Genomic DNA, 23,943 nt, shown 5'->3' with positions numbered 1-23,943 from the left:
TCAATGAGAGAACCCATAACGCCACTGCGCATCAAGGCCTTTGTCGGGGCTGGGGTTGTGGTGTTTGTGGTGGCCGTGGCCATCGTGGCGGCTGCTGTGGCCTGGAACGCCCGCAAGGTGGCGCTCAACGACAGTGAGGCCCAGGCCACCCGTTTTGTGGCGGGGGCCGAAGTGGCGCTCAACCGCTCGCTGCTGACGGTGGACGTGCTGCTGGCCAGCATGGACGAGCTGCTCAACCTGTCGAACACGACCGCGCCCTGGATCGATGCGGAATCGGCCAGCCAGCGTTTGCGCGGCTCCACCCGGCAGAACCTGATGGTGCGCTATGTGGCGCTGCTGGACACCACGGGCAAGACCATGGCGTCGTCCGATCCGGCCGGTGGCGCGCTGGCCGTGCAGCTGCCGGCAGGCTTTCTGGAGTCCGTGCTGGAGCAGTCGGTGTCCACCCTGATGGTCAGCGCCCCGGTGGTGAGTTTTGCCAGCTCCGAACGGGTTCTGTATTTCGCGCGCCACCTGCGCCTGGCCGACAACACGCGCGTGGCCGCCGTGGCCGAGTTGCCTGTGGGTGCCCTGGGTGCGGTGCTGCTCCAGGGCGTGGACATCAGCGGCCTGCAGGTCACGCTGGAGCGCGCCGGCGGGCAACTGTTGCTGGGCGTGCCGGGCCGCGAGGAGGTCATCGCCCCCACGCTGGCGCCGCCGCTGGCCGAACTGGCCGATTTGGGCCAGGAGTGGAAGGCCCCGGCGCGCCTCACGGGGGATCCTGCCCTGGTGGTCTTCCGTCCCATCCTGTACCAGGACCTGCGGATCTCCGCGAGCATTCCGCTGCACGAGGCACTGAGCAGCTGGCGCGACCAGCGCGACGCTATCGGGCTGACCGCGCTGGTGTTTGTGGCCATGATCCTGGCGGCGGGGGGGCTGGCTTTTCGTTATCTGGACCGCCTGTCGCAGGCCCGCGTGGCTATTGCGCAGTCCAAGGCCACGCTCGACCAGGCGCTGGAGTCCATGGTCAGCGGCTTCTTGCTGCTCGACAAGAACAACTGTGTGGTGCAGTGGAACAGCCAGTTCGAGGTGATCTTCCCCTGGCTCAGGGGCATCATTGCCCCCCGGCTGCCCTTTCGTGCGGTGATCGAGGAAACCGTCAAGCACCACCACCCCCGGCTGGCCGACGAAGAACATGCGCGCTGGGTGGAGCAGCGGCTGCTGCGGCAAAAACAGCCGCAGCACGAACCGCATGAACAGGTCTACTCCAACGGCCGCACCATCCAGATCACCGAGCGCACCACCCCCGACGGCGGCCTGGTCATCAGCTACCACGACGTGACGGCGCTGCGGCGCGCCAGTGCCGAGATCGAGAACCTGGCGTTCTACGACCCACTGACCAACCTGCCCAACCGCCGCCTGCTCATGGACCGCATGCAGCAGGCCATCGCCTCCAGCGCGCGCAGCGGGCAGTATGGGGCCCTGCTGTTCCTCGACCTGGACCATTTCAAGACACTGAACGACACCCGGGGCCACGAGGTGGGCGACATGCTGCTGCGCCAGGTGGCCCAGCGCCTGAAAACCTGTGTGCGGCGCGAGGACACCGTGGCCCGGCTGGGTGGCGACGAGTTTGTGGTGATGCTGAGTGACCTGTCGGCCAGCAGCGAAGAGGCGGGCGCCCACGTCCGCCGTGTGGGCGAAAAGATCCTGCGCAAGCTCAACGTGCCCTACACGCTTGGAGGTCATGCCCACCACAGCACGCCCAGCATCGGCGCCACGCTGATGGGGGGCGCGATCCAGTCGTCGGTCGATCTGCTCAAGCAGGCCGACATCGCCATGTACCAGGTCAAGTCGCAAGGGCGCAACGCGCTGTGCTTTTTTGACCCGCAAATGCAGATCAGCATCAGCCTGCGCGCACAGCTCGAAGCCGACCTGCAGGCGGCGCTCACGGCGCGGCAGTTTGTGCTGCACTACCAGCCGCAGTTCCACCTGGATGGCCGCATGGTGGGCGCCGAGGGGCTGATCCGCTGGCAGCACCCCGAGCGGGGCCTGGTGGCGCCGGGGGCCTTCATTGGCGTGGCGGAAGAAAGCGAACTCATCGTGCCCATGGGCCACTGGGTGCTGCGCACCGCCTGCGAGCAGCTGGCCGCCTGGCAGGGCAACCCGCGCTTGCAGCACCTGCAGCTCTCGGTCAACGTGAGCGCGCGGCAGTTCCGCCAGCGTGACTTTGTGGCCCGGGTGGTCGAGGTGCTGCGCGAAACCGGCGCGCGCCCCCACCTGCTCAAGCTCGAACTTACCGAATCGCTGGTGCTGGACAACGTGGACGACACCATCGCCAAGATCGGCACGCTCAAGACCAAGGGCGTGCGCTTCTCGGTGGACGACTTCGGTACTGGCTACTCGTCGCTGGCCTACCTCACGCGGCTGCCGCTGGACCAGCTCAAGATCGACCAGTCTTTTGTGCACAACCTGGGCGTGCGGCACACCGACGATGTGATCGTGCAGACCATCCTGGGCATGGCGCGCAACCTGGAGCTGGACGTGATCGCCGAAGGCGTGGAAACCGAGGCGCAAAAGAAGCTGCTGGCCCAGTACGGCTGCACCTACTTCCAGGGCTACCTGATGGGGCGGCCCGTCCCCGTGGCGGAGCTGGAGGCGCTGCTGGAGCCGGCCGCCACCACCGCCGAAGACCTCGACATGCCCCGTTGAGAGGCTGGGAGAAGAGGCCAAGGGGTGCAGTGCACGCCCATGCCCTCTGCATACAGGCGAATGCTATATTTATGATAGCTATCAAGGCATGATGGGCGAGCGGTAAGGCCGATTTGCATCAATAAATCGGCAGGCCTCAGCGCCGCGACGACACCACGATCCCACCCACGATCAACGCGAACGCCACGCCGTGGAATGCCTGGGGCGTTTCGCCCAGAAACGCGGCCGACAGCAGCCCGGCAAACAGGGGCGTGAGGTTGACAAAAAAGCCCGCCACCGCAGGCCCCGCCCGCTGCACGCCCACACCCCAGCAGCGGTAGGCCAGCACCGCAGGGCCCACGGCAATGAAGGCCAGCGCGGCCACCAGCGGCCAGCCCCAGGTGGTGTGCGCGTGGCTGGTGGCCCATTCGGCCCCGGCAAAACTGCCCGACCAGGCCAGGCCGAACACCATCTGTGCCATCAGGAAGGCCGCCCAGTCGCCCCGGATGCTGCCCGGCTCGCTGGTGCGCGCCAGCAGCCAGCTGTAGAACGCCCACGAGATGGTGGCCAGCAGCATGAACAGATCGCCCGGCACCAGGCGGAACGCGAGCAGCTGCGCCCATTCGCCCCGGCTCAGCACCAGCAGCACGCCACACACCGACAGCAGCGCACCCACCACCTGGCGCCGCGTCACGGCCGCGCCAAAAAACAGTGCCCCCACGGCCAGCATCCACACCGGCATGCTCGAACCCACCAGCGTTGCGTTGATGGGCGTGGACGTCTGCAGCGCCATGTACTGCAGCGCGTTGTACAGGCCAATGCCCAGCAGCCCCAGCAGCGCATAGCGGCGCCAGTGCGGCCACAGCGGGCTGTTTGTGCGCAGCACACCATGCGCCAGCGGCAGCAGGATGAAGAAGGCCAGCACCCAGCGGATGAAATTGAGGGCGGCGGGGGAAATCAGGTCATGCACCAGCCGCCCCGTGACGGCGTTGCCAGCCCACAGCAGGGGCGGAATCACCAGCAGCACGGCCGTGCCGGGTGTGAGTTTGTGAGTCATGGGGCTGCACTGTAACGGTGCATGCCGTGCCCCGCTGCCGGAAGGCCACAAGGCCCCAGGCCACCATCGGCGCTGCTGCCACATGCGGCACGCCCGCATGAATCGTGGCAGGATGGCCGCCGTTCTCACCCCCATTTCCCGTTTGTTTGAGGAGACCGTTTGCCATGAGCCTTGCCGTCCAGATCCGCCAGCACGGCGGCCCCGAAGAACTCCAGGTGGTTGATGTGACCGTGGGCAACCCCGGCCCCGGCGAAGTCCGCATCCGCCACCACGCTATCGGCCTGAACTTCATCGACGTTTACCACCGCACCGGCCTGTACCCGCTCACTATGCCCGCCACCATCGGCATGGAGGGCGCGGGCGTGATCGAGGCCGTGGGCGAGGGCGTCACACACCTGCAGGTGGGCGACCGCGCCGCCTATGCCAGCAATCCGCCGGGCGCCTATTGCGAGGTGCGCGTGATGCCCGCCAAGTGCGTGTGCAAGCTGCCCGACGCCATCAGCTTCGAGACCGGTGCGGCCATGATGCTCAAGGGCCTGACGGCGCAGTACCTGCTGAAAAAGACACGCCCGGTGGAAGGCCTGGAGCCCGGCGATTTTGTGCTGTTCCACGCGGCGGCTGGTGGGGTGGGCCTGATCGCCAGCCAGTGGGCCAAGGCCCTGGGCCTGCAGCTCATCGGCACGGCGGGCTCGGATGCCAAGTGCCAGCTGGCTCTGGCCAACGGCGCGGCGCACGCCATCAATTACAGCACCGAGGACTTCGCCGCCCGTGTGAAAGAGATCACTGGCGGTAAGGGCGTGAAGGTGGTCTATGACTCGGTGGGCAAGGACACCTGGGACAAGTCGCTGGAGTGCCTGCGGCCCTTCGGCCTGATGGCCAGCTTCGGCAATGCCTCCGGCCCCGTGCCGCCGTTTGCGCCGGGCAGTCTGGGCGCCAAGGGCTCGCTCTACGTCACGCGGCAGACGCTGTTCACCCACATCGCCACGCGCGAAGCCACGCAGGCCATGGCCGACGACCTGTTCGCCGTGGTGGCCAGCGGGCAGGTGAAGATCCACATCGACCAGCGCTACCCGCTGGCCGAGGTGCAGCAGGCGCACCGGGATCTGGAGGCGCGCAAGACCACGGGCTGCACCATCCTCACGCTGTGAACGCCGACGTGCAGAACCCCTCGTTCGAGCACTGGCTGGCGGGCGCACGCGCGTCGGCGCAGCAGGCCCCGAAGCTGCCGCGCCAGCCGTTGCTGGTGGCCGGGCAGGTGGTGGGGTCGGTGGCGGAGGGTTTTATGAACAAAATCGGCCTCCACCGCCTGCTGGATAAGCGCTTTAAGCTATCAAATAGTGAGCATTCTGGTGCGCCTGCCTGGCACCTGGATGTGCCGACGGGCGCGGCCACGGAGGCGCTCAACACCCTGGCTGCGGCCCTGCGTGATGCAGACCTGTGTGGCCCCTGGCGCAACGAGCAACTGGCCGTGTGCAACCCCGCCGGTGAGGTGGTGGCCACGGTGGAGCGTGGCGCCGTGCGGGTGCTGGGCATCACCACCCGCGCCGTGCACCTGGTGGGCCTGGCGCCCGACGGCCGCATGTGGGTGCAAAAGCGCTCCATGACCAAACCCAACAACCCGGGCCTGTGGGACACGCTGATGGGCGGCATGGTCTCTGCCGCCGATTCGCTGCCCCAGGCCCTGGCGCGCGAGACCTGGGAAGAGGCTGGCCTGCGGGTGGAGGCCTTGCACGGCCTGCGCCACGGCGGTCATGTGGATTTCAGCCGCCCGAGCCGCGAGGGCGGCGGCGCGGGCTACATGCGCGAGCGCATCGACTGGTTCTGCGTCCAGGTTCCCGAGGGCATGGAGCCCAGCAACCAGGATGGGGAGGTCGAGCGTTTTGACCTGCTGCCGCTGGAAGGTCTGCGCACGCAGGTGGCCCAGGGCCTGTTCACGCTGGAAGCTGGCCTGGTGATTGCGGGCTACCTGGGGCAGTGAGCCGCTCTGTGGGCAGGCAGCCCAGCCCCTGCAGCGTGGCCTGCACCGCCACATCCAGCGGGGTGTGGGGCTCGCTGCCCAGCACCGCCAGCAGGCGGTCGTTGGCCATGCGCACGGGCTGCTGCCACAGGTAGCGCATTTCGCGCAGCTCGCGCAAGGTCGCCACAAACGGCGATGCCAGCGTGACCAGCCACCACGGAAACGCCTGCACCCGGGGCGCCGCACCGCCGCTGCGCACCACGGCGCGGCAGATGGCATCAGCCATCTGCGTGCCGTCGGCATCCCAGTGCCCGGCCATGTGGAAAGGCGCAAACGCGGGCAGCTCGGCGCGCCGCTCCAGCAGCAGCACCATGGTGCGCGCCACATCGGGCAGGTAAGACCACTGGTGGCCCACGCCGGGGCGGCCGGGCTGCTTGACGCTGGCCACGGGCTGGCCCGGTTGCACCAGGCCCTGGGCAAACCAGCTGTTGCCCACCTGGGGGCCAAAGTAGTCGCCCGCCCGCACGATGATCACGCGGCAGGTGCCCGGGCCCAGCGGGTGGGGCTGGGTGGCCTGCTGGAGGCGGCGCTCCAGCTCTACACGCACGGCGCCCTTGCGGGTGTGGGGCTGTTGCGGTGCATCCTCGCGCAGCACCGGGAAGGCATCGGGCCCATAGTTGTAGACCGTGCCGGGCAGCACCACCGTGGCCCCGGTGGCTGCGGCCGCCGCAATGGTGTTGTCGATCATCGGCAGCACCAGCTCGCCCCAGCGCCGGTAGCCGGGTGGGTTGACCGCGTGCACGATCACGTCGCAGCCTGCGGCAGCGGCCACCACGTCCTCACGCCGCATCGCGTCGCCACGCACCCAGGTCATGCCCTCGCGCTGCTCGCGGGCCTGCGCCACGCCCCGGTGCAGCGCATGCACCTCCCACCCCCGGTCGCGCAGCTGGCGCGCCACCTCGCCGCCAATGCCGCCGGTGGCGCCCAGAACCAGAACCTTGTTGCCTTGTGCCATGAAACTGCTCCTTGTGTGGCCGTGGATGTGGCCGTTGCCGTGTTGATGGGTGCCAGTGTGGAGCGTGGCCCGTCAAAAAGAAATTGCTGAAAATAGAGGTGAGGCTATACATTTATGTATGACTCAACCCTCTGCAGAATCGATTGGCTGGGAGCTGTACCGCTCCTACCTGGGGGTGCTCAGCGAAGGTTCGCTGTCGGGCGCTGCCCGGGCTCTGGGCGTGACCCAGCCCACGGTGGGCCGCCACATCGCCGCACTGGAGCACGCCCTGGGGCTCACCCTGTTCACCCGTTCGCAGCAGGGTCTGCTGCCTACCGAGGCCGCGCTGGAGCTGCGCCCCTACGCCCAGGCCATGCAGCATTCGGCCGCCGCCCTGGCACGGGCGGCCAGCGGCCATGGCGAGGGCGTGCGCGGCACCGTGCGTGTCACGGCCAGTGAGGTGATTGGCGTCGAGGTGCTGCCCCCGCTGCTGGCCCAGTTGCAGGCCCGGCACCCCGGGCTGACGGTGGAGCTGGCACTGAGCAACCGCGTGCAGGACTTGCTCCACCGCGAGGCCGACATCGCCATCCGCATGACCGAACCCCGCCAGGAGGCGCTCATCGCCCGCCGCGTGGGTGTGGTGGCACTGGGCCTGCACGCCCATGCCAGCTACCTGCAGGCGCAGGGCACACCCACGTCGCTGGCCGACCTGGCGCACCACCGGCTGATCGGCTTCGACCTGGAAACCCCGTTCATCCGCGCCGCCCGCAAGGCGCTGCCCCCGTGGCGCCGCGAAGGTTTTGCCCTGCGCAGCGACAGCGACCTGGCCCAGCTGGCACTGATCCGCGCGGGCGGCGGCATTGGCATATGCCAGGTGGAACTGGCGCGGCGCACGCCGCAGCTGGTGCGGGTGCTGCCACAGCAGTTCAATGCCGCGCTGGACACCTGGGTGGTGATGCACGAAGACCTGCGCAACAACCCACGCTGCAGGCATACGTTTGATGCCTTGGTGGCGGGGCTGCTGAAGTACACGGGGCAGGCAGAGGAGGGGGTGGGTGTGGTGGCCTGACAGCTTTTTCTCTGCGGGGCCCACGTACCAAAGCCCCGTATTTCGCGAGATGCGGGGGCCGGGGATACCCGCAGCGCCGCGAAAAGCGCCTCAAGTTCGCCCAGGCTTGGCCGAAACATGGACAAGCGCTGCCTGTGCCGCGCCACGCAACAAAACGAAAACTCTAGCGAGCGGACTGGGCGGGCAATCGACATGGCTTCAACAATCAATACCAACGTGTCATCGCTGACGGCCCAGCGCAACCTGGGCATGAGCCAGACCTCGCTGAACACCTCCATCCAGCGCCTGTCGTCGGGCCTGCGCATCAACAGCGCCAAGGACGATGCTGCTGGCTTGGCCATTTCCGAGCGTTTCACCAGCCAGATCCGGGGTCTGAACCAGGCGGTGCGCAATGCCAACGACGGTATCTCGCTGGCGCAGACAGCAGAAGGCGCGCTCAAGGCCTCCGGCGACATCCTGCAGCGGGTGCGCGAGCTGGCCGTGCAGTCGGCCAATGCCACCAACAGTGCGGGTGACCGCCAGGCCCTGCAACAGGAAGTGGGCCAGCTGGTGTCCGAACTGGACCGCATTTCGCAGACCACGGAATTCAACGGCTCCAAGCTGCTGGACGGCACGTTCGGTACGCAACAGTTCCAGGTGGGGGCCAATGCCAACCAGACCATCGTGGCGGCCACGGGCAACCTGCGCACCAGTGTGTACGGAAACAATCAAAATCTGGCTGCCAACGGTGCGGGCTTTGGGGCGGTGGGCACGAGTTTGATAAGTGCCAGTGTCAATGGCGTGACATCCGGTGCGGTATCCATCAGCGGCTACTTGGGCACAGGCACACTTTCCGTGGCCTCGCAAGCAACAGCAAAGGCCACGGCCGATCAAATCAATGCGCTCAAGTCCACCACCGGAGTTACCGCTACGGCGCGCACGGAGGTGCGTATGTCAGGTATGGCCGCAGTGGGCTCCTATACCTATTTCATCGAGGGTGACAACGTGGGGTCGCCACGTACGGTCTCATTTACGTTGACGTCGGCCACGGGGACTGACCGATTGTCGGCGGCGGTATCGGCCATCAATGATCAATCGGCTAAAACCGGCATCAATGCAGCCCTTAGTGCGGATGGAACCCAGGTGATTTTGACGAACACCACGGGCAATAACATCACGGTGGGTGAAAGTTCCGCGGACAACGCGGGCAACACCAGCGTGCAGGCCTACAACGCTGCCGGAGTTGCATTTGGTGCAACAGAAACAATGATTACCCCAGGTGTCGATTGGAAGGTGACTACCGGTGGTTACATCACGCTGGACTCGGAAAAATCCTTCGCCATCACCTCGGCCAGCAATCAGCTCACCAGCGCAGGGTCCACGCTGCAGACGGTCGCCAATCTGGATGTCACCACGTTCGCCAATGCCACCAACGCGCTCAAGACCGTGGATTCGGCCCTGGCCTTTATCAACAGCGAACGCGCCAAGCTCGGTGCCCTGCAGTCGCGCTTCGAAACCTCGATCAGCAACCTGCAAGTGACGTCCGAAAACCTGTCGGCCTCACGCAGCCGCATCCTCGACGCCGACTTTGCGGCAGAAACGGCCAACCTCTCGCGTTCACAGATCCTGCAGCAGGCCGGAACGGCCATGGTGGCGCAAGCAAACCAGCTGCCGCAGGGGGTGCTGGCTCTGCTGCGTTAGAGCGCTGGCGCGGCCTTGCTGCCCGCCAAGTGCGGCGGGTGTTGGCCGCTGTACTGCCTCTCTTCTCTCAGCCCTGGTCCACCATCGTCTTGAGTCGGCTGGGCGCCAGCGCCCCGGCCGATTCGAGGATGGGGTAGGCCACCGAGCACAGCAGCGAGTTGATGCGCTTGAGTTCGCTGATCAGGTCGATGTGCAGCGAACTGGTCTCGATGCTGGGCACCGTGTTGTCCGACAGGCGCGCCAGATGGGTGGCCGAATACGCATGCTCCAGGTCGCGGAAGCGTGCTTTTTCCTCCAGCAGCTTTTGCGCATCGCGCACGCTGCCGTTCAAGAACACGCTCATCGCCAGCCGCAGGTTGTCGATCAGGCGCGCGTGCAACTCGTTGATCTCTTCCATGCCCGCCTCGGAAAACTGGCGGCCCTTCTTGATCTTCTTGTCCTCGATGTCGATCAGCACCCGCTCGATGATGTCGCCAATCTGCTCCATATTGATCGTGAAGCTGATGATGTCGGCCCAGCGTCGGCCCTCTCGCTCGTCCAGGGCTTCGCGCGAGATCTTGGTCATGTAGTACTTGATGGCTGAGTACAGGCCGTCCACCTCGTCGTCGAGCTTGCGCAGGTCTTCGGCCAGCTGCAGGTCGTCGGTCTGGATCACCTTCTGCAGACCGAGCAGCATGGACTCGACCACATCCGCCTGGTGCAGCGCTTCGCGCGCTGCGCAGGAGATGGCCAGCGAGGGCGTGGCCAGGGCCGAAGGGTCCAGGTGCTGGGGCCGGGTGCCAGCGGCAGCCTGGGTTTTTTCGGTGGGCAGCAGCCGCTGCACAGTGCGGGCCACGGTGCCAGTGAGGCCAATGCAGACAATGCCCACGACCACGTTGAACGCCAGGTGGAACAGCACCACCAGTGCGGCGGTTTCAGGCACATAGGGCCGCACATGCTGCAGCCACAGTCCGGTCAGCGGCGTCATGATGATGACGCCAATGATCTTGAAGAACAGGTTGCCCAGCGGCACCTGGCGCGTCTGCACATTGGCCTTCATGGTGGTCAGCACGGCCAGCACACCGCTGCCCAGGTTGGCGCCCAGTACCAGGCCCAGGGCCACGTCGGCAGGAATACCGCCCGAGCCCGCCAGCGCCGCCGTGAGCAGCACCGTGGCCAGGCTCGAATAGGCCACGATGGCCAGCACTGCACCGGTGAAAATCTCCAGCAGCAGGTCGCTGGTGAGCGCACCCAGCAAGGTGCGCACGGTGGGCGACTGGGTGAGCACGGTGGTGGATTCGGTGATCAGGCGCAGTGCCAGCAGCATCAGCCCCAGGCCGATCAGCACGCGGCCCACGCGGCCCACGGCGGTGTCCTTGCGCGAGATGAACAGCACCACGCCCACAAAGATGAACAGCGGTGAGAGCCACGACAGGTCCATCGAGAACACCACCGCCATCACGCTGGTTCCCACGTCGGCCCCCAGCATCACGGCCAGCGCGGCAGGCAGGCCCACCAGGCCCTGGCCCACAAAAGACGACACGATGAGTGCGGTGGCCGTGCTGGACTGCACCACGGCCGTCACGCCGATGCCTGACAGGACCGCCGTGAACCGGCTGCTGACGCTGTGCGCGATGAGCTGGCGCAGGTTGGCGCCGAAGACCCGCAGGATGCCGGTGCGCACCAGGTGGGTGCCCCAGATCAGCAGCGCCACGGCTGCCAGGAGATTGAGGAGATGCTTCATGAAAACCCGTTGTTTCTTCTTCTTGTGACCTGCGCAGACTTCTGCCCGGCTCCCCAGGAGCCGGTGCTGCGTTCATGACTCCATTGTGCGGCGCGTAGACGCGGTTGCGGTGCCCCGTTGGCCCGTGCGGCTGTCGGTCCCCACGCAACATGCAAGAACTGCACACGCTGGTTTGTCACAAAACTGACATATAAGCATACTCCTGATTCCATAGCGTCGGCGCAGATGTCCATGCTGGGACAGGGGGGGCGTTGTATTGGCACGCCCGCAGTGCAGTGGCGCAAAACAAGAGCAGAAACAAGACGGCCCGCGTGCAGCGGGCCGTGGTGTGTGTGCTGGGTTGGGGACCCGGCGTCAGCGCTCGCGCCGCATCCGCAGCAACTCGTCCAGGATCAGGCAGATCGCGCCCACGCTGATGGCCATGTCCGCCAGATTGAAGGCCGGGAAATGCCCGCCGTGGAAGATGCCCGAGAGGAAGTCCCAGTGGAAGTCCAGAAAATCCACCACATAGCCGTGCATCAGGCGGTCCACCACGTTGCCCACCGCGCCGCCCAGGATGCTGGCGAGCGAGAAGCAGAACAGCTTTTGCCCGGGGTGCGCGCGCAGCTGCCACACGATGAAGACCGTGGCCACTGCGCCGATGCCTGTGAACAGCCAGCGCTGCCAGCCCCCGGCATTGGCCAGAAACGAGAACGCCGCGCCCGTGTTGTGCGCCCGCACGATGTTGAAGAAGCCGGTGATGACCGTGGAGTCGCCCAGCTGGTAGTGGTTCAGGATCAGCGTCTTGGTGATCTGGTCGGCCACCATCAGGAACGCGGCCCAGGCCAGCCAGACCCAGATGCGCGGGCCGTTGCGTGCGGTGGTGCTCGCCATCACGCGTGGGCCCGGCTCTCGCCGCTGCCGAACAGGTTGCTGGTGCAGCGGCCGCAGATGGTGGGATGCGCGGCATCGCTGCCCACGTCACTACGGTAGTGCCAGCAGCGCTCGCATTTGGCATCAGAACTGGGGTTCACGCTGATCTGTAGATCGTTTCCAGCTATCAATTCGATAGCGGATGTGATGAATACAAACTTCAGGTCGTCGCCCAGGCTGGCCAACAGCGCGTGGTCTTCGGGGGCTGCCGTCAGCGAAACGGTGGCCTGCAGGGATGAGCCCACCTTGCCATCGGCGCGCAGGGTTTCGATCTCCTTGTTCACCGCATCGCGGATCTCGCGGATGCGCGACCACTTGGCCAGCAGGCCTTCGTCGGCACCGGCACCCACGCCCGCCACGTTGCCGTAGGTCTCCAGGAAGATGGAGTCGGAGCTGCCGAACACCTTCCACGCCTCTTCGGCCGTGAACGACAAAAACGGCGCCATCCAGCGCAGCATGGCGTGCGTGATGTTGTAGAGCGCGGTCTGCGCGCTGCGGCGGGCCAGGCTCTTGGGCGCCGTGGTGTAGAGGCGGTCCTTGAGCACGTCCAGGTAGAAGCCGCCCAGGTCTTCTGAGCAGTACAGCTGCAGCTTGGCGACCACGGGGTGGAACTCGTAAACCTTGTAGTGCGCCAGCACCTCGGCCTGAAACTCGGACGCGCGGGTGAGGGCGTAGCGGTCGATCTCCAGCATCTGGTCGAACGGCACGGCATCCTTGGCCGGGTCGAAATCGCTCACGTTGGCCAGCAAAAAGCGCAGCGTGTTGCGGATGCGGCGGTAGGCGTCCACCACACGCGCCAGGATCTTCTCGTCGCCCGCGATGTCGCCCGAGTAGTCGCTGGCGGCCACCCACAGGCGGATGATTTCGGCGCCGAGCTTCTTGTTGATCTCCTGCGGGTCGATGCCGTTGCCCAGCGACTTGCTCATCTTGCGGCCCTGGCTGTCCACGGTGAAGCCATGGGTCAGCAGGCCGCGATAGGGCGCGCGGCCTTCCAGCGCGGAGGCCAGCAGCAGCGAGCTGTGGAACCAGCCGCGGTGCTGGTCATGGCCTTCGAGGTACAGGTCGGCATCGGGGCCGGTGTCGTGGTGCACCTCGGGGTGCGTGCCGCGCAGCACGTGGCTGAAGGTGGAGCCGGAGTCGAACCACACTTCCAGGATGTCGGTGCTCTTGGTGTAGTGGGGCGCGTCAGCCGCACCCAGGATTTCTTCGGTCGTCACGCGGCTCCAGGCCTCGATGCCGCCCTTTTCGACGATGTCGGCGGCCTGGTCCATGATCTCCATGGTCCGCGGGTGCAGCTCGCCCGAATCCTTGTGCAAAAAGAACGGGATGGGCACGCCCCAGCTGCGCTGGCGCGAGATGCACCAGTCCGGCCGTCCGGCAATCATGTCGTGCAGGCGGGCCTTGCCGTTCTCGGGGTAGAAGCTGGTGTGCTCGATGGCATCGAGGGCGATCTGGCGCAGCGTCTTGGCAGGCTTCATGCCGGGCTTCGTGAAGACACCCTCGCCTTCGTCCATGCGGATGAACCACTGCGCCGCTGCACGGTAGATCACCGGCGTCTTGTGGCGCCAGCAGTGCGGGTAGCTGTGCGTGATGTCCTTGGTGGTCATCAGGCGGCCCGCATTGCGCAGGGCTTCGATGATCACGGGCACGGCCTTCCAGATGTGCTGGCCGCCGAACAGCGGGAAGTCGGCCGCATAGGTGCCATTGCCCTGCACGGGGTTCAGGATGTCCTCGAGTGCGAGGCCATGGGCGCGGCAGGAGTTGAAGTCTTCCAGGCCGTAGGCGGGCGAGGAATGCACGATACCGGTGCCATCGTCGGCCGTGGCGTAGTCGGCCAGGTACACGGGCGAGAGGCGGCGGTAGCCAAAGCTTCCGTCTTCGCTGGCCACGTCGTACAGCGGGTGTTCGAATTCCAGGCCGCCCAGGTTCTTGCCCAGGGTGGAGGCCAGCACGCTGCCGGTGAGGCCATAGCGCTCCAGGCACGAGGCCACCAGCGGCTCGGCCACGAGCAGGATGCGCTCGCCCGCGTCCACCAGCGCGTAGCTGATCTCGGGGTTGAGGTTCAGCGCCTGGTTGGCAGGGATGGTCCAGGCGGTGGTGGTCCAGATGACGACGAACGCGTCCTTGGTCAGCGCGGGCAAGCCAAACGCGGCCGCCAGCTTGGCCGGGTCGTGCGACTTGAAGGCCACGTCCAGCGTGGTGCTCTTCTTGTCCTGGTATTCGATCTCGAACTCGGCCAGCGACGAGCCGCAGTCAAAGCACCAGTACACGGGCTTGAGGCCCCGGTACACAAAGCCGCGTTCCATCACGCGCTTGAAGGCGCGGATCTCGCCCGCCTCGTTGGCGGGGTTCATGGTCTTGTAGGGGTTGTCCCATTCGCCCAGCACGCCCAGGCGCTTGAAGTCCACCATCTGCTGCGCGATCTGCTCGGTGGCAAACGCGCGGCTCTTGGCCTGCATGTCGTCGCGGCTCAGGTTGCGGCCGTGCTTCTTCTCGATGGCGTTTTCGATCGGCAGGCCGTGGCAGTCCCAGCCCGGCACGTACAGCGCGTCAAAGCCTTCCAGCTGGCGCGCCTTGGTGATCATGTCCTTGAGGATCTTGTTGACCGCGTGGCCCATGTGGATCTGGCCGTTGGCATAAGGCGGGCCGTCGTGCAGGATGAACTTGGGGGCGCCCCGGCGGGCGTCGCGCAGGCGCTTGTAGATGCCCTTGTCTTCCCAGTCCTTCACCCAGTTTGGCTCGCGCTTGGGCAGGTCGCCGCGCATAGGGAAGGGGGTGTCGGGCAGGTTCAGGGTGCTGCGGTAATCCGGAGCAGTGGAGGTGGGCGTGCTGGCGTTGTCGGACATGAGGGAGCCTTAAAACGGGGCATTCCGGGGCAGGCCCGGAGCAATGCGGGGAAACAGGGAGCGAAACGCGAGAGGTGTCGGGCCTGCAGGGCAGGCGCTGCGCAGGCAGCCCCCTAAATTCGGTCGCGCGTGGTCTGACGCCGTGTCTCGGTGTGATTGGGGGCGTGGGCCGATGCAAAGTAGGCGCGCGCATCCGCACAGTCTTTGGCAATGCCCGCTGTCAGGGCGTCCAGACCGTCGTACTTCAGCTCGTCGTGCAGTTTGTGCAGCAGTTCCACGCGCACGATTTTACCGTACGCCCCTTCGGCACCCAGTTCGGCGGGCCAGTGCAGGCAATGGGTTTCGAGCAGCACGCGGCCGCCGTTGACGTCGTTCGGGTCCAGCGAGGGACGCACACCCAGGTTGGCCACACCCGGCAAAGGCTCGGCCGAGAGGCCATGCACGAGCACCGCAAAGATGCCACTGGCGGCGGGCTTCCAGTGCGCAAACCGCAGGTTGAGGGTGCGAAAGCCGTCGCCCGCGCCTTCCGTCGTGGCGCCCAGCTCGCGCCCCAGTTTGCGGCCATGCACCACATGGCCGCTGATGGTGTAGGGCCGCCCCAGCAGGCGAGCTGCTGCTTCCATGTCGCCTGCGGCCAGGGCCTGGCGCACGGCGGAACTCGACACCCGCAACCCATGCACCTCGTAGCTGTTCATGCGCGCTACGTCGAAGCCCTTGGCTTGCCCGGCAGCGTCCAGCATGGCGTAGTCGCCCGCGCGCTGGCGGCCAAAGCGGAAATCGTCGCCCACCAGCACATAGCGGGCGCCCAGGCCGCGCACCAGTACCTCGTCGATGAAAGCGTCGGGCGATTGGGCGGCCAGCCGGGCGTCAAAAGGCAGCACCACGGTCTGCTGCACACCGCAGCGTGCCAGCTCGGTCAGCTTGTCGCGCAGCGTGCCCACGCGCGCGGGGGCGAGTTCCGGCTTGCTGTGAACCCCGGCAAAGTAGTCCCTCGGGTGCGGCTCGAACGTCAGCACGCAGCTTTCCACCCCCCGGTGCGCGGCCTCGCTGTTGAGCAGGGCCAGCATGGCCTGGTGGCCCCGGTGCACGCCATCGAAATTGCCGATGGTCAGCGCACAGGCATTGGCAATGCCAGGGTGGTGGAAGCCGCGAAAGATCTTCATCGGTTTGTTATATTTTTGATAGCACCATGCGCAGGTCCATCAAGCGCAGGACGCCAATTTGTCATGAAAACGGAGTATATTGTGACCCACGGCTGGCCCCGCGCAGGGCTGCCCGCGAGACATCTGCGTTCAGAATCCTTTAGGACTTGCGCAAACCGGGATGCAACAACCGCCTTCTCCTTGGGGCGAACCGCTTGCCAGAGTCCTGTTTTGCGTAAGTCATGTCCTTGTGTACTTTGTGTTCCAGGAGGCGTGTTTTGAAGGTCTTGAAGCTGTCAGCCCAAGGGCTGCCCCAATCGTGGATTTCGCTTGAACAGGCGGTGATTCATTACGCCGCCGGGGAGGTGCGCTGGGAATCCGGCGGCCAGATCGCCCGGTTCCGGGGTGGGCACAACGCCATCACGGGTGAACAATCGGTGATTGCCATCAACAGCATCATCGGCACCAAGGGCGTGCCCAGCATCAACCCGTTCGATCTCAAGCCCAGCCTCACCAACAGCAAGCTCTTCGCCCGCGACCGCAATGTGTGCGCCTACTGCGGCGGCCACTTCCACGAGGAACACCTCACGCGCGAACACATCGTGCCCTTTGCCCGCAACGGGCAGGACCACTGGATGAACGTGGTGACGGCCTGCCGTCCCTGCAACCATCGCAAGGGCCCGCGCACACCCGAGCAGGCGCACATGCCGCTGCTGTACACGCCCTACGTGCCCAGCCTGTGGGAGGACTTCATCCTGCGCAACCGGCGCATCCTGGCTGATCAGATGGATTTTCTGATGGCGCATGTACCCAAGTCGTCACGCCTGCTGGCCTGACGCCCTGACACCCGGCTGGGCGCGGGGTGGTCAGGGATTTTTGAAGCGTGAAGGCCTCAAGCGGCCTTGCAGGCGGTCACTACGAACCCGTTCACGGGTTGGTGGTTTTCCTCGCGCAGTTCGGTGTCACGCACTTCCACCGAAGCAAAGCCTGCGGCTTTGCACAGGGCCTCGATGTGGCTGCGTTTGTGGGCGTAGCGGCCAGAGGGCTGTAGCACCAGGTCGGCGCCTTGCTCGGGTGCAGTCTCGAATGAAAAGACCATCATGCCGCCCGGCACCAGCACACGCAGAGCATTGGGAATTGCCTCGGTCACGTCACCGGCGTAGATGAACACGTCGAGCGCCGCGATCACCTGGTAGAGGCCATCGGGTGTCTCGCGCAGGGCATCGTGCAGGTTCACGGTGTGGAAACGGTCGTACACGTTGTGGCGCGCCGCCTGCTCGATCATCTTCATTGACGGGTCCACGCCCACCAGTGCGCCGTCCAGGCGGCCCAGGCACACACCCAGCAGGCCGGTGCCGCAACCCAGATCCAGCACATTGATTTTCTTTTCTGGGTGGCGCGCCAGGATCTGGTCACCCACCTGCTTGGGCAACTGGTACTTGAGGCCCCGCACCATGTGCAGGTCGTAGAACTCCGCCATGTTGTCAAACATCGGGCGTGTCAGCTCAGCAGGTTGCTGCCTGGGTGTTTCGCCGCGCGCGAGCTGTGCGTAGTACTGATAGACCACGTCGTCCGGCGCCAGATTCAGCAGGGCTGCGGTGTCTTGTTCTGCTTCGGCGGGCTTGCCGGCAGCAATGCAGGCCTGCACACGTCCAATCAGGGCCTGGGAATCCTGAGGGTTCTCTGCGACGAGTGCGCTCCACACTGCCAGGGACTCCGCGTGCTGACCCTGGCCGCTCAGGTCGGCGGCCAGCAGGCGCCGAAGCATCACGTCGCCGGGTACCAGTTCCAGGCCTCGACGAAGGTGGCGGATCGCCATTTCGGTATGGCCTGCACGGTGGGCAATGTCCACCACGCCGGCCAGAACCTGCAGGTTCTGCGGTTCGATCAGTGCAACCTTTTCAGCGGTTTCTACCGCCTCCTTGAACTGGTTCTGGCGGGCGAGCAGCAGCGCCAGTTCCAGCAGGCCAGGGCCCCAATCCGGGGCCAGCGACACCGACTTGCGCAGGGCTTCAAACGCGCCCTTTACATTGCCAGCCTTTTCTGCCAACAGGCCACCCAGCATGAAAACGCGCGGGTCTTGCGGCCATTGGGTGTTGGCCTTGTTGAGCGTCTGCGCCGCATTCTTGAGGTCGCCCCGGGCAATTTGCTCGCGGGCCTTGGTCAGGTGTTGGAGGTTGGGGTCGGTCGCTGTGGCGCTCATGGGGTGCTGGATGGTTGCAAACGGACCGCTGTGCGGTCTGCCAGGCTCTGCGAGCCCGTGTCGATAAGGAATGGGTGGCGAATTATCCAGGATTCCTGCGGCGGGTCCTTGGGAATGGTTGGCGGCTGCGCGGCGACTCAGCCCTGGCCCATGCGCTGGGCTTGCAGGGACAGCGTGAAACAGGTGCCCTCTCCCACGTTGGATTCGACGGTGATGTCGCCACCATGCAGGCGCGCCACCCTGCGTGCCACCCACAGTCCCAGGCCAAATCCTCTGCTCTGGTCGGTGCGGTCACCCCGTTCAAACCGCTCAAAGATCCGGTTCATGACATCGAGCGACATGCCGGAGCCTTCATCCGCCACCGAAATTTCCAGAAGCCCTGATTCTGCTTTTCGTGCTGCGATAAAAATTTCTCCCGCAGAGGCGTACTTCACGGCGTTGTCCACCAGATTGGACAGTGCAATGTGTACCAGCGTCGCATCGCACACCCACTCCTCGGGTGCAGCGTCGATAGACAGCCGCAAGTGATGGCGTGGAGACCAGTGCGCCAACTGTGCTGCATGCTGCAACAGATCGCTCACTTTGGCGGATGATGCCCGTAGAGAGAATCCCGCGCTATCCAATCTTTCATTGATCAGGCAGCTGTCTACCAATGACGTGAGGCGCCTGCAGGCCCTGCGGATCTGTGCTGCACGGTCAGTCTGGGATGGGAGATCGGGCGAAGGAAAGGTCTGTTGCTCCGCTGCTGCACTGTCTATGACGGCCAGAGGGGTTCTGAACTCATGGCTGATCATGTGGAAGAACTGCTTTTGCTCATCCCGCAGGGCTCGCTCGTTCTCCAGGGCCTGGCCCAGGGCCGTTTGCGCTTCCGAGAGCTGAGCGGTGCGCTGCTCGATGCGCTCCTCCAGAGAGTGCTCGGACAGGGCTAGCCGCTCGATGGCCCGGTCCTTGGCCAATTGCGCCTGTCGGTACCGTGCCACCATGCCGACAAAAACAGCGATGGCGAGCAAGCTGGTGAAGGCGATGGCTTCCAGTTGCCAGAGTGATGTGGCATCCATCCTCAATGGGAGCAGTCCTGTCATGAGGATGGCGATGGGGACCCCGCCCAAGCCGTGCAGGCCATAGGCAGCGAGCAGCAGCGCATGCGCAGCGATGCGATCTCGCCGTCGCAATGTCAGCAAGCACATGGCCACGCCCGCCACGTCGGCGGCGAGAAGGGAGACCAGGTTGACCCATGCCACGGCCGGGTAAAACCCCAGCGGCACGCTCAAGGTACCGAGCAAGTTCAGTGCGATCAGGAATGTGAGGAGCCTGTCTGTCCTGCGGTAGCGGGTTCCGCGCGTCAGCTGTTCTTTGATCTGCCAAGCCAGCGTGGCGGGCAGCAGAAATGCCCCTATGCCCACGGCGTGGCTGGCCCACACCGTGAATTCGTCCGGCGACCAGAGGCTCCCGTAGCCGCGCACATTGAAGATGTGGATGGTGCTGACGGTTCCCAGCACAGCCAGCGAGAACAGCGCTCGCGTGCGGAAGATGGCAGTCGCCGCCCAAATACAGACGAGCAAGATCGCCATGGCACCAAAGTACAACCCCATGCCGCGCTCGGATCGGGCAAGTTCTACCGCTAGCGCCTCTGTGGTGAGCACCTCCGCCTGGAACTGTATGGCGCTGGTGGTCTGGATTCGAACCAAGGCCGTTTGGCCGGGTACCAGGCGAAAGAGGTGTTGCCGGATGCCGACTTTTTGGTTCGGCGGAACCAAGTCGCCGCTGGTTTGCTCCAGCCACTCCCCGTTCACACCCTTCTGGTAGAGGGTCACGTAGTCGAGATAAGTGGGTTGGGCGAGTAGCCAGAGGCCTTCCTGGCCGGGGCCCAGGGTGGGGGCAGGCACCTCAAACCGAAGCCATACGGTATGGCCCAGATACCCTGCGTTCAAGGGGGTGCTCAGCCGGGATGTCATGGCACTCGCCTCGGTGCCAGCCACGGCATCGGGCCCGAGATGACCGAGTGGGTCATCCAGTCTGTCCATGGGAATGTCCCAGCCTAGCTGGGCGGTGGCGAACAGCGTGGAGGACCGGGCTGTCGCAGGCCACAAGGCGATCACCACAAGCAGGCAGACCCACAGCGCAGCCAGCCAGCAGCACGCCGTATGAGATTGGATTGGAGGTGGGTTGGCTGTGAGTTTTCGTGAGTTGTTGTGCATGGCTGGCTCGTCGATGCGCTGACACAATGGTACGTAGCCAAATGTTTCGGACCCACCATCTATTCCTGTCATGTCTGCAGAACCGATCATCGCAGTCGTAGAGGACGACGAAGACATCCGCAGCAATGTGTGCCGGTTTCTCGGGCGCTCGGGTTTCCAGTCCTGGGGGGCAGATTCCGCGGAGGATTTTTATGTCCGCCTACTGCGCAGCCGTGCCGATCTGGTGGTCATTGACATCGGATTGCCCGGCGAGGATGGCTTGAGCCTGCTGACCCGATTGGCTGCGCAGGGTGTGCCTACCGTGCTGATGACGGCCCGCGCGGATCTAGACAGCCGGATCAAGGGGCTGGAGGCCGGTGCCTTGCAGTATTTCGTCAAGCCGGTCGATATGCAGGAGCTGGTTGCAGGCATTCGGTCCCAGTTGCGCAACAAGCAATTGCATGGCGGCGGCGAAGCGGTGGCAGCCGTGCCGTGGCAACTGGATTCTGCCAGCGCAACTTTGCGGGCCCCCAATCAGCAGACCGTGGCCCTCACGACCCGGGAGCTGGAGCTTCTGTCCTGCCTCGTGCAGACACGGGGCGCGGTGGTGAGCAAACAGGCCCTGGTCCAGGCCGTGGGGGGGCGCGCGCTGGATGACGATTTCCATCGCATCGAGTCTGCTCTGACGCGGCTGCGCCGCAAGACCCTCGAAGCCACCGGCACGCCTTTGCCGGTGCGGGCGGTGTTTGGCAAAGGGCTTGTCTTCGTGCCTTAAACGACTGTCTGCCGGGGAGGGCATCGATTCATCCGGTGCTGGATCCCCCTCATACCCCACCTAAGAAATTCTTGCATCGGTGACCAGAAGGCCGCCGAGGGGTGGCTTCGTCTGCGTGCGCCGTTTTTGCGTGAAGTGTGTGTTCGTTTTGTATCTGCCTGCGTTCGCAAGTGCGTCGGCAGCTTATCTACCAAGAGGGGGAATGTGTTGAAAACAATGAGTATGTGGAAAGTGGCGCGGGCATTGGTGCGTCAGTGCCTGCGAAGTGTGCTTGCGGCTGGTGCTGGCGCGGTGCTGGCGACTTCCGTTGCACAAGCAGGTGTTGTCAATGGCAATTTTGAAACCGGGGATTTCACGGGTTGGACGGTGACGCACTACCAGAACATCGGTATTGCTACCTTCCCTCCTACCCAGAAAAGCCATCTGAACTTGCAGGCGCCTGGCCAGGCGCCTGTGACCCAGGTGGTGAGCACGGCATCGGGTACGCCCGCCAACGCACCGGATGCTCCTGGCCAGGCTTTGAGTATTCCCTTTCAGGGCACCTACAGCGCGCGCGTGAACGCGCGTGGCAACAACAATCGGGCCAGTGGCATCCATCAGTCCGCGCAGATGGTGCTCGGCGACGTTGACCCTGTCGATGGCAAGGTGCACCTGCGCATGGCGGTCGCGCCGGTGATTCAAGACGGTGGCCATGCTCCCGATGGTCAAGCCTATTTCTATGTAGAAGTGCGGAATGTCACCAAGGGCACGCGCCTCTTCTACACGTTCAATTTCGCAGCCCAGCCGGGTGTGCCATGGCAGACCGTGGGCGGCTACCAGTACACGGGATGGCAGGCAATTGATGTGGCGCCTGGCAGTGGTTTGCTGGACGTGGGTGACACCGTGGAGGTGGAAATCATCGCCTCAGGCTGTAGCGCAGGCGGCCACTCGGGTGAAGTCTATGTGGACTCGATCGGGCCGTTCTTCGCGGGTCTTCTGGTGTCTGCAACCGGGCCGACTACGGCGCAGCCCAGCGACAACGTGACCTACACCTACACCTACAGCAACAACAGCGGGGTGATGGTTTTCAACAGCCAGGTCAGCGCCACCAGCCCACAGATTCGCAACAGCACCAACACCGCGACCATTGATGCCGTCTTCCAGTCGGTGAGTGTGCCTGCGGGAGCGTCTTGCGCCACGCCGGCCGTGGGGTCTGCCGGTACCGTGACCTGCGACTTCGGTTCCTTGGTCGATCACCAGAGCGGTACCTTCCAGATCGTCTGGGGCATTCCTGCCAATGCGAGCACGACCAGCCCGAACAACTCGCTGAATCACGGTACGTACTCCATGTCCGCCACGGGCGCCAGCACGGTGCTGGGCCCCATGGTGCAGACGCAGGTGGTGAGCGGTGCCACGCTCACGGACCTGGTGGTGACCGTGACCGACGGTGCATCGGCCAGTGCGGTGGGCAGCACGCCCACCTACACGGTGGTGGTGACCAACAATGGTCCCTCGCCCGTGATCGGCGCCACCCTGACCCAGCCCACCGTTTCGGGCCTGACCGTAGGAAGCTGGACCTGCAGCGGTGCGGGCGGTGGTGCCTGCCAGGCAGGTGCTCCTGCTGCAGGCGCATTGCCTGGTGGCGGCGTCTTGCTGGATGTCCCTGTGGGCGGCAGCGTCACCCTCACGTTTGGAGCGACGGTGACGGGCCCCACGTCCGCGTCCACAGTTTTCAACATCGCGCCCCCGGCAGGTGTCACAGACAGCAACACGGCCAACAACACGGCGGGTGACACCAACTCGGCGGCTGCAACCTTGCATAACCTGACCCTGACGAAGTCGGGGGCGGGCAGTGGAACGGTGGTCAGTGTTCCTGCTGGCATGAGCTGCGGCGCCACCTGCGCCATGCCCGTGGCCAATGGTGGCCAGGCCATCCTCACGGCGACGGCAGCGGCGGGTAGCATTTTCACGGGCTGGTCGGGTGCGTGCACCGGAGCGGCCAACCCATGTACCGTGCCGGCCATGACGGCCGACGCGGCCGTGACTGCCAACTTCGCGTTGTCAGCCACCGTCACCATGACATCCGGTGCCGGTGGGACCGTGTCGCCCGGAACCTCGCGCACAGTGGCTGTGGGCGGTTCCGTGACCTATACGCTGACACCCGGTGCGGGGAACATCCCCAGCGCGAGCGGCACGTGCAATGGCGTGCTCGCAGGCAACACCTACACGATCAATCCTGTGACTGCAGATTGCAACGTGGCCTTCAGCTTTGCGGCCTTGTCCGTGACGGCCAGTGCAGGCCCCAACGGAACCGTGACGCCCTTGGGGGTGACCAACGTTGCGGCGCCCGGCAATACCGTGGTGTACACCGTGACACCCAGCCCGGGCTATACCGCGCGGGTCGCTTCGGGGGGCAGCGCCTGTGGTGGCAACCTGGTGGGCAACACCTATACAACCAATCCGGTCAATGCGTCCTGCACTGTGGCGTTTTCGTTTGTGATGGTGCCGACGTCCATTCCTACCTTGTCAGAATGGGGCCTGCTGATTCTGTCGGCCTTGATGGCGCTGTTCTTTGTGGGCATGCACCGACGCCAGATGCGCTGAGCTGACTTCAGCCCGATGCGATGAATCGGGTTCGGCGGCGCCATCTGCCGCCGAACCCTTTTCTTTTTTGTTTTGAAGGGTAGAGCGATGAATCGAGCGATGCACAGGATTTGCGCACCGTGGGTGGCTGGCCTGGGGATTTTGGCGTTTGCAGCAGG

General features: G+C 65.0%; 16 protein-coding genes. 8 read left to right on the top strand and 8 right to left on the bottom strand.

The window, feature by feature from the left end; translation table 11 throughout:
• Window positions 1–3 precede the first annotated feature (3 nt).
• Entirely contained in the window at window positions 4–2,688 is a 2,685-nt protein-coding gene (locus AC07Z7_RS05350; protein WP_094285360.1) for a bifunctional diguanylate cyclase/phosphodiesterase, read from the top strand.
• Between the two features lie 136 nt (window positions 2,689–2,824).
• On the opposite strand, the gene AC07Z7_RS05345 is transcribed toward AC07Z7_RS05350, so the two are convergent.
• The gene (locus tag AC07Z7_RS05345; RefSeq protein ID WP_494765577.1) at window positions 2,825–3,724 is read right to left on the bottom strand and encodes a DMT family transporter; all 900 of its coding nucleotides are present in this window, start codon (window positions 3,722–3,724) and stop codon (window positions 2,825–2,827) included.
• Between the two features lie 164 nt (window positions 3,725–3,888).
• Here AC07Z7_RS05345 and AC07Z7_RS05340 point away from each other — a divergent pair, with 164 nt between their 5' ends.
• The gene (locus AC07Z7_RS05340) at window positions 3,889–4,872 is read left to right on the top strand and encodes a quinone oxidoreductase family protein (RefSeq protein WP_094285362.1); all 984 of its coding nucleotides are present in this window, start codon (window positions 3,889–3,891) and stop codon (window positions 4,870–4,872) included.
• The gene (locus tag AC07Z7_RS05335; RefSeq protein ID WP_494765576.1) at window positions 4,869–5,702 is read left to right on the top strand and encodes an NUDIX hydrolase; all 834 of its coding nucleotides are present in this window, start codon (window positions 4,869–4,871) and stop codon (window positions 5,700–5,702) included. Before AC07Z7_RS05340 ends, AC07Z7_RS05335 begins: the two co-directional genes overlap by 4 nt.
• On the opposite strand, the gene AC07Z7_RS05330 is transcribed toward AC07Z7_RS05335, so the two are convergent.
• Entirely contained in the window at window positions 5,656–6,696 is a 1,041-nt protein-coding gene (locus AC07Z7_RS05330; protein ID WP_494765575.1) for an NAD(P)H-binding protein, read from the bottom strand. The two genes, AC07Z7_RS05335 and AC07Z7_RS05330, sit on opposite strands and share 47 nt — an antisense overlap.
• Window positions 6,697–6,814: 118 nt before the next feature.
• Between AC07Z7_RS05330 and AC07Z7_RS05325 the strand changes: the two genes are divergently transcribed.
• Complete coding sequence (locus AC07Z7_RS05325; protein ID WP_494765574.1) at window positions 6,815–7,744, top strand: LysR family transcriptional regulator; 930 nt, start codon at window positions 6,815–6,817, stop codon at window positions 7,742–7,744.
• 192 nt (window positions 7,745–7,936) lie between these two features.
• Window positions 7,937–9,424 (top strand): flagellin N-terminal helical domain-containing protein, encoded by a 1,488-nt coding sequence (locus AC07Z7_RS05320; RefSeq protein ID WP_494765573.1) that lies wholly within the window; start codon window positions 7,937–7,939, stop codon window positions 9,422–9,424.
• 67 nt (window positions 9,425–9,491) lie between these two features.
• Here the strand turns inward: AC07Z7_RS05320 and AC07Z7_RS05315 are convergent, their stop codons facing one another.
• From AC07Z7_RS05315 to AC07Z7_RS05300, 4 genes are all read right to left on the bottom strand, one after another.
• Complete coding sequence (locus AC07Z7_RS05315; RefSeq protein WP_094285367.1) at window positions 9,492–11,147, bottom strand: Na/Pi cotransporter family protein; 1,656 nt, start codon at window positions 11,145–11,147, stop codon at window positions 9,492–9,494.
• A gap of 354 nt (window positions 11,148–11,501) precedes the next feature.
• A complete protein-coding gene (lspA, locus tag AC07Z7_RS05310; RefSeq protein WP_094285368.1) occupies window positions 11,502–12,020 on the bottom strand; it encodes a signal peptidase II in 519 nt (172 codons plus the stop codon).
• Window positions 12,020–14,905 carry an isoleucine--tRNA ligase gene (gene ileS, locus AC07Z7_RS05305; protein ID WP_494765572.1) on the bottom strand — a complete coding sequence of 962 codons (2,886 nt, stop codon included), beginning with the start codon at window positions 14,903–14,905 and terminating at the stop codon, window positions 12,020–12,022. Before ileS ends, lspA begins: the two co-directional genes overlap by 1 nt.
• 113 nt (window positions 14,906–15,018) lie before the next feature.
• On the bottom strand, window positions 15,019–16,068 hold the full coding sequence (locus tag AC07Z7_RS05300) for a bifunctional riboflavin kinase/FAD synthetase (RefSeq protein WP_494765571.1): 1,050 nt from the start codon (window positions 16,066–16,068) through the stop codon (window positions 15,019–15,021).
• Between the two features lie 257 nt (window positions 16,069–16,325).
• Between AC07Z7_RS05300 and AC07Z7_RS05295 the strand changes: the two genes are divergently transcribed.
• A complete protein-coding gene (locus tag AC07Z7_RS05295; protein WP_094285371.1) occupies window positions 16,326–16,883 on the top strand; it encodes an HNH endonuclease in 558 nt (185 codons plus the stop codon).
• Window positions 16,884–16,939: 56 nt separating this feature from the next.
• On the opposite strand, the gene AC07Z7_RS05290 is transcribed toward AC07Z7_RS05295, so the two are convergent.
• Together AC07Z7_RS05290 and AC07Z7_RS05285 are read right to left on the bottom strand one after the other, a co-directional pair.
• Window positions 16,940–18,250: a tetratricopeptide repeat protein gene (locus AC07Z7_RS05290; RefSeq protein ID WP_494765570.1), complete on the bottom strand. Its 1,311-nt coding sequence runs from the start codon at window positions 18,248–18,250 to the stop codon at window positions 16,940–16,942.
• 137 nt (window positions 18,251–18,387) lie between these two features.
• A complete protein-coding gene (locus AC07Z7_RS05285; protein WP_494765569.1) occupies window positions 18,388–20,448 on the bottom strand; it encodes a sensor histidine kinase in 2,061 nt (686 codons plus the stop codon).
• Window positions 20,449–20,518: 70 nt separating this feature from the next.
• Between AC07Z7_RS05285 and AC07Z7_RS05280 the strand changes: the two genes are divergently transcribed.
• Window positions 20,519–21,202, top strand: coding sequence for a response regulator transcription factor (locus AC07Z7_RS05280; protein WP_494765568.1), 684 nt, complete (start codon window positions 20,519–20,521; stop codon window positions 21,200–21,202).
• Window positions 21,203–21,631: 429 nt separating this feature from the next.
• Window positions 21,632–23,785 (top strand): IPTL-CTERM sorting domain-containing protein, encoded by a 2,154-nt coding sequence (locus tag AC07Z7_RS05275; protein ID WP_494765567.1) that lies wholly within the window; start codon window positions 21,632–21,634, stop codon window positions 23,783–23,785.
• The last annotated feature ends 158 nt before the right edge of the window (window positions 23,786–23,943 follow it).

It is taken from the genome of Acidovorax sp. GW101-11A03 (genome assembly GCF_059424825.1).
This window is presented reverse-complemented; position numbering and strand designations above follow the sequence as displayed.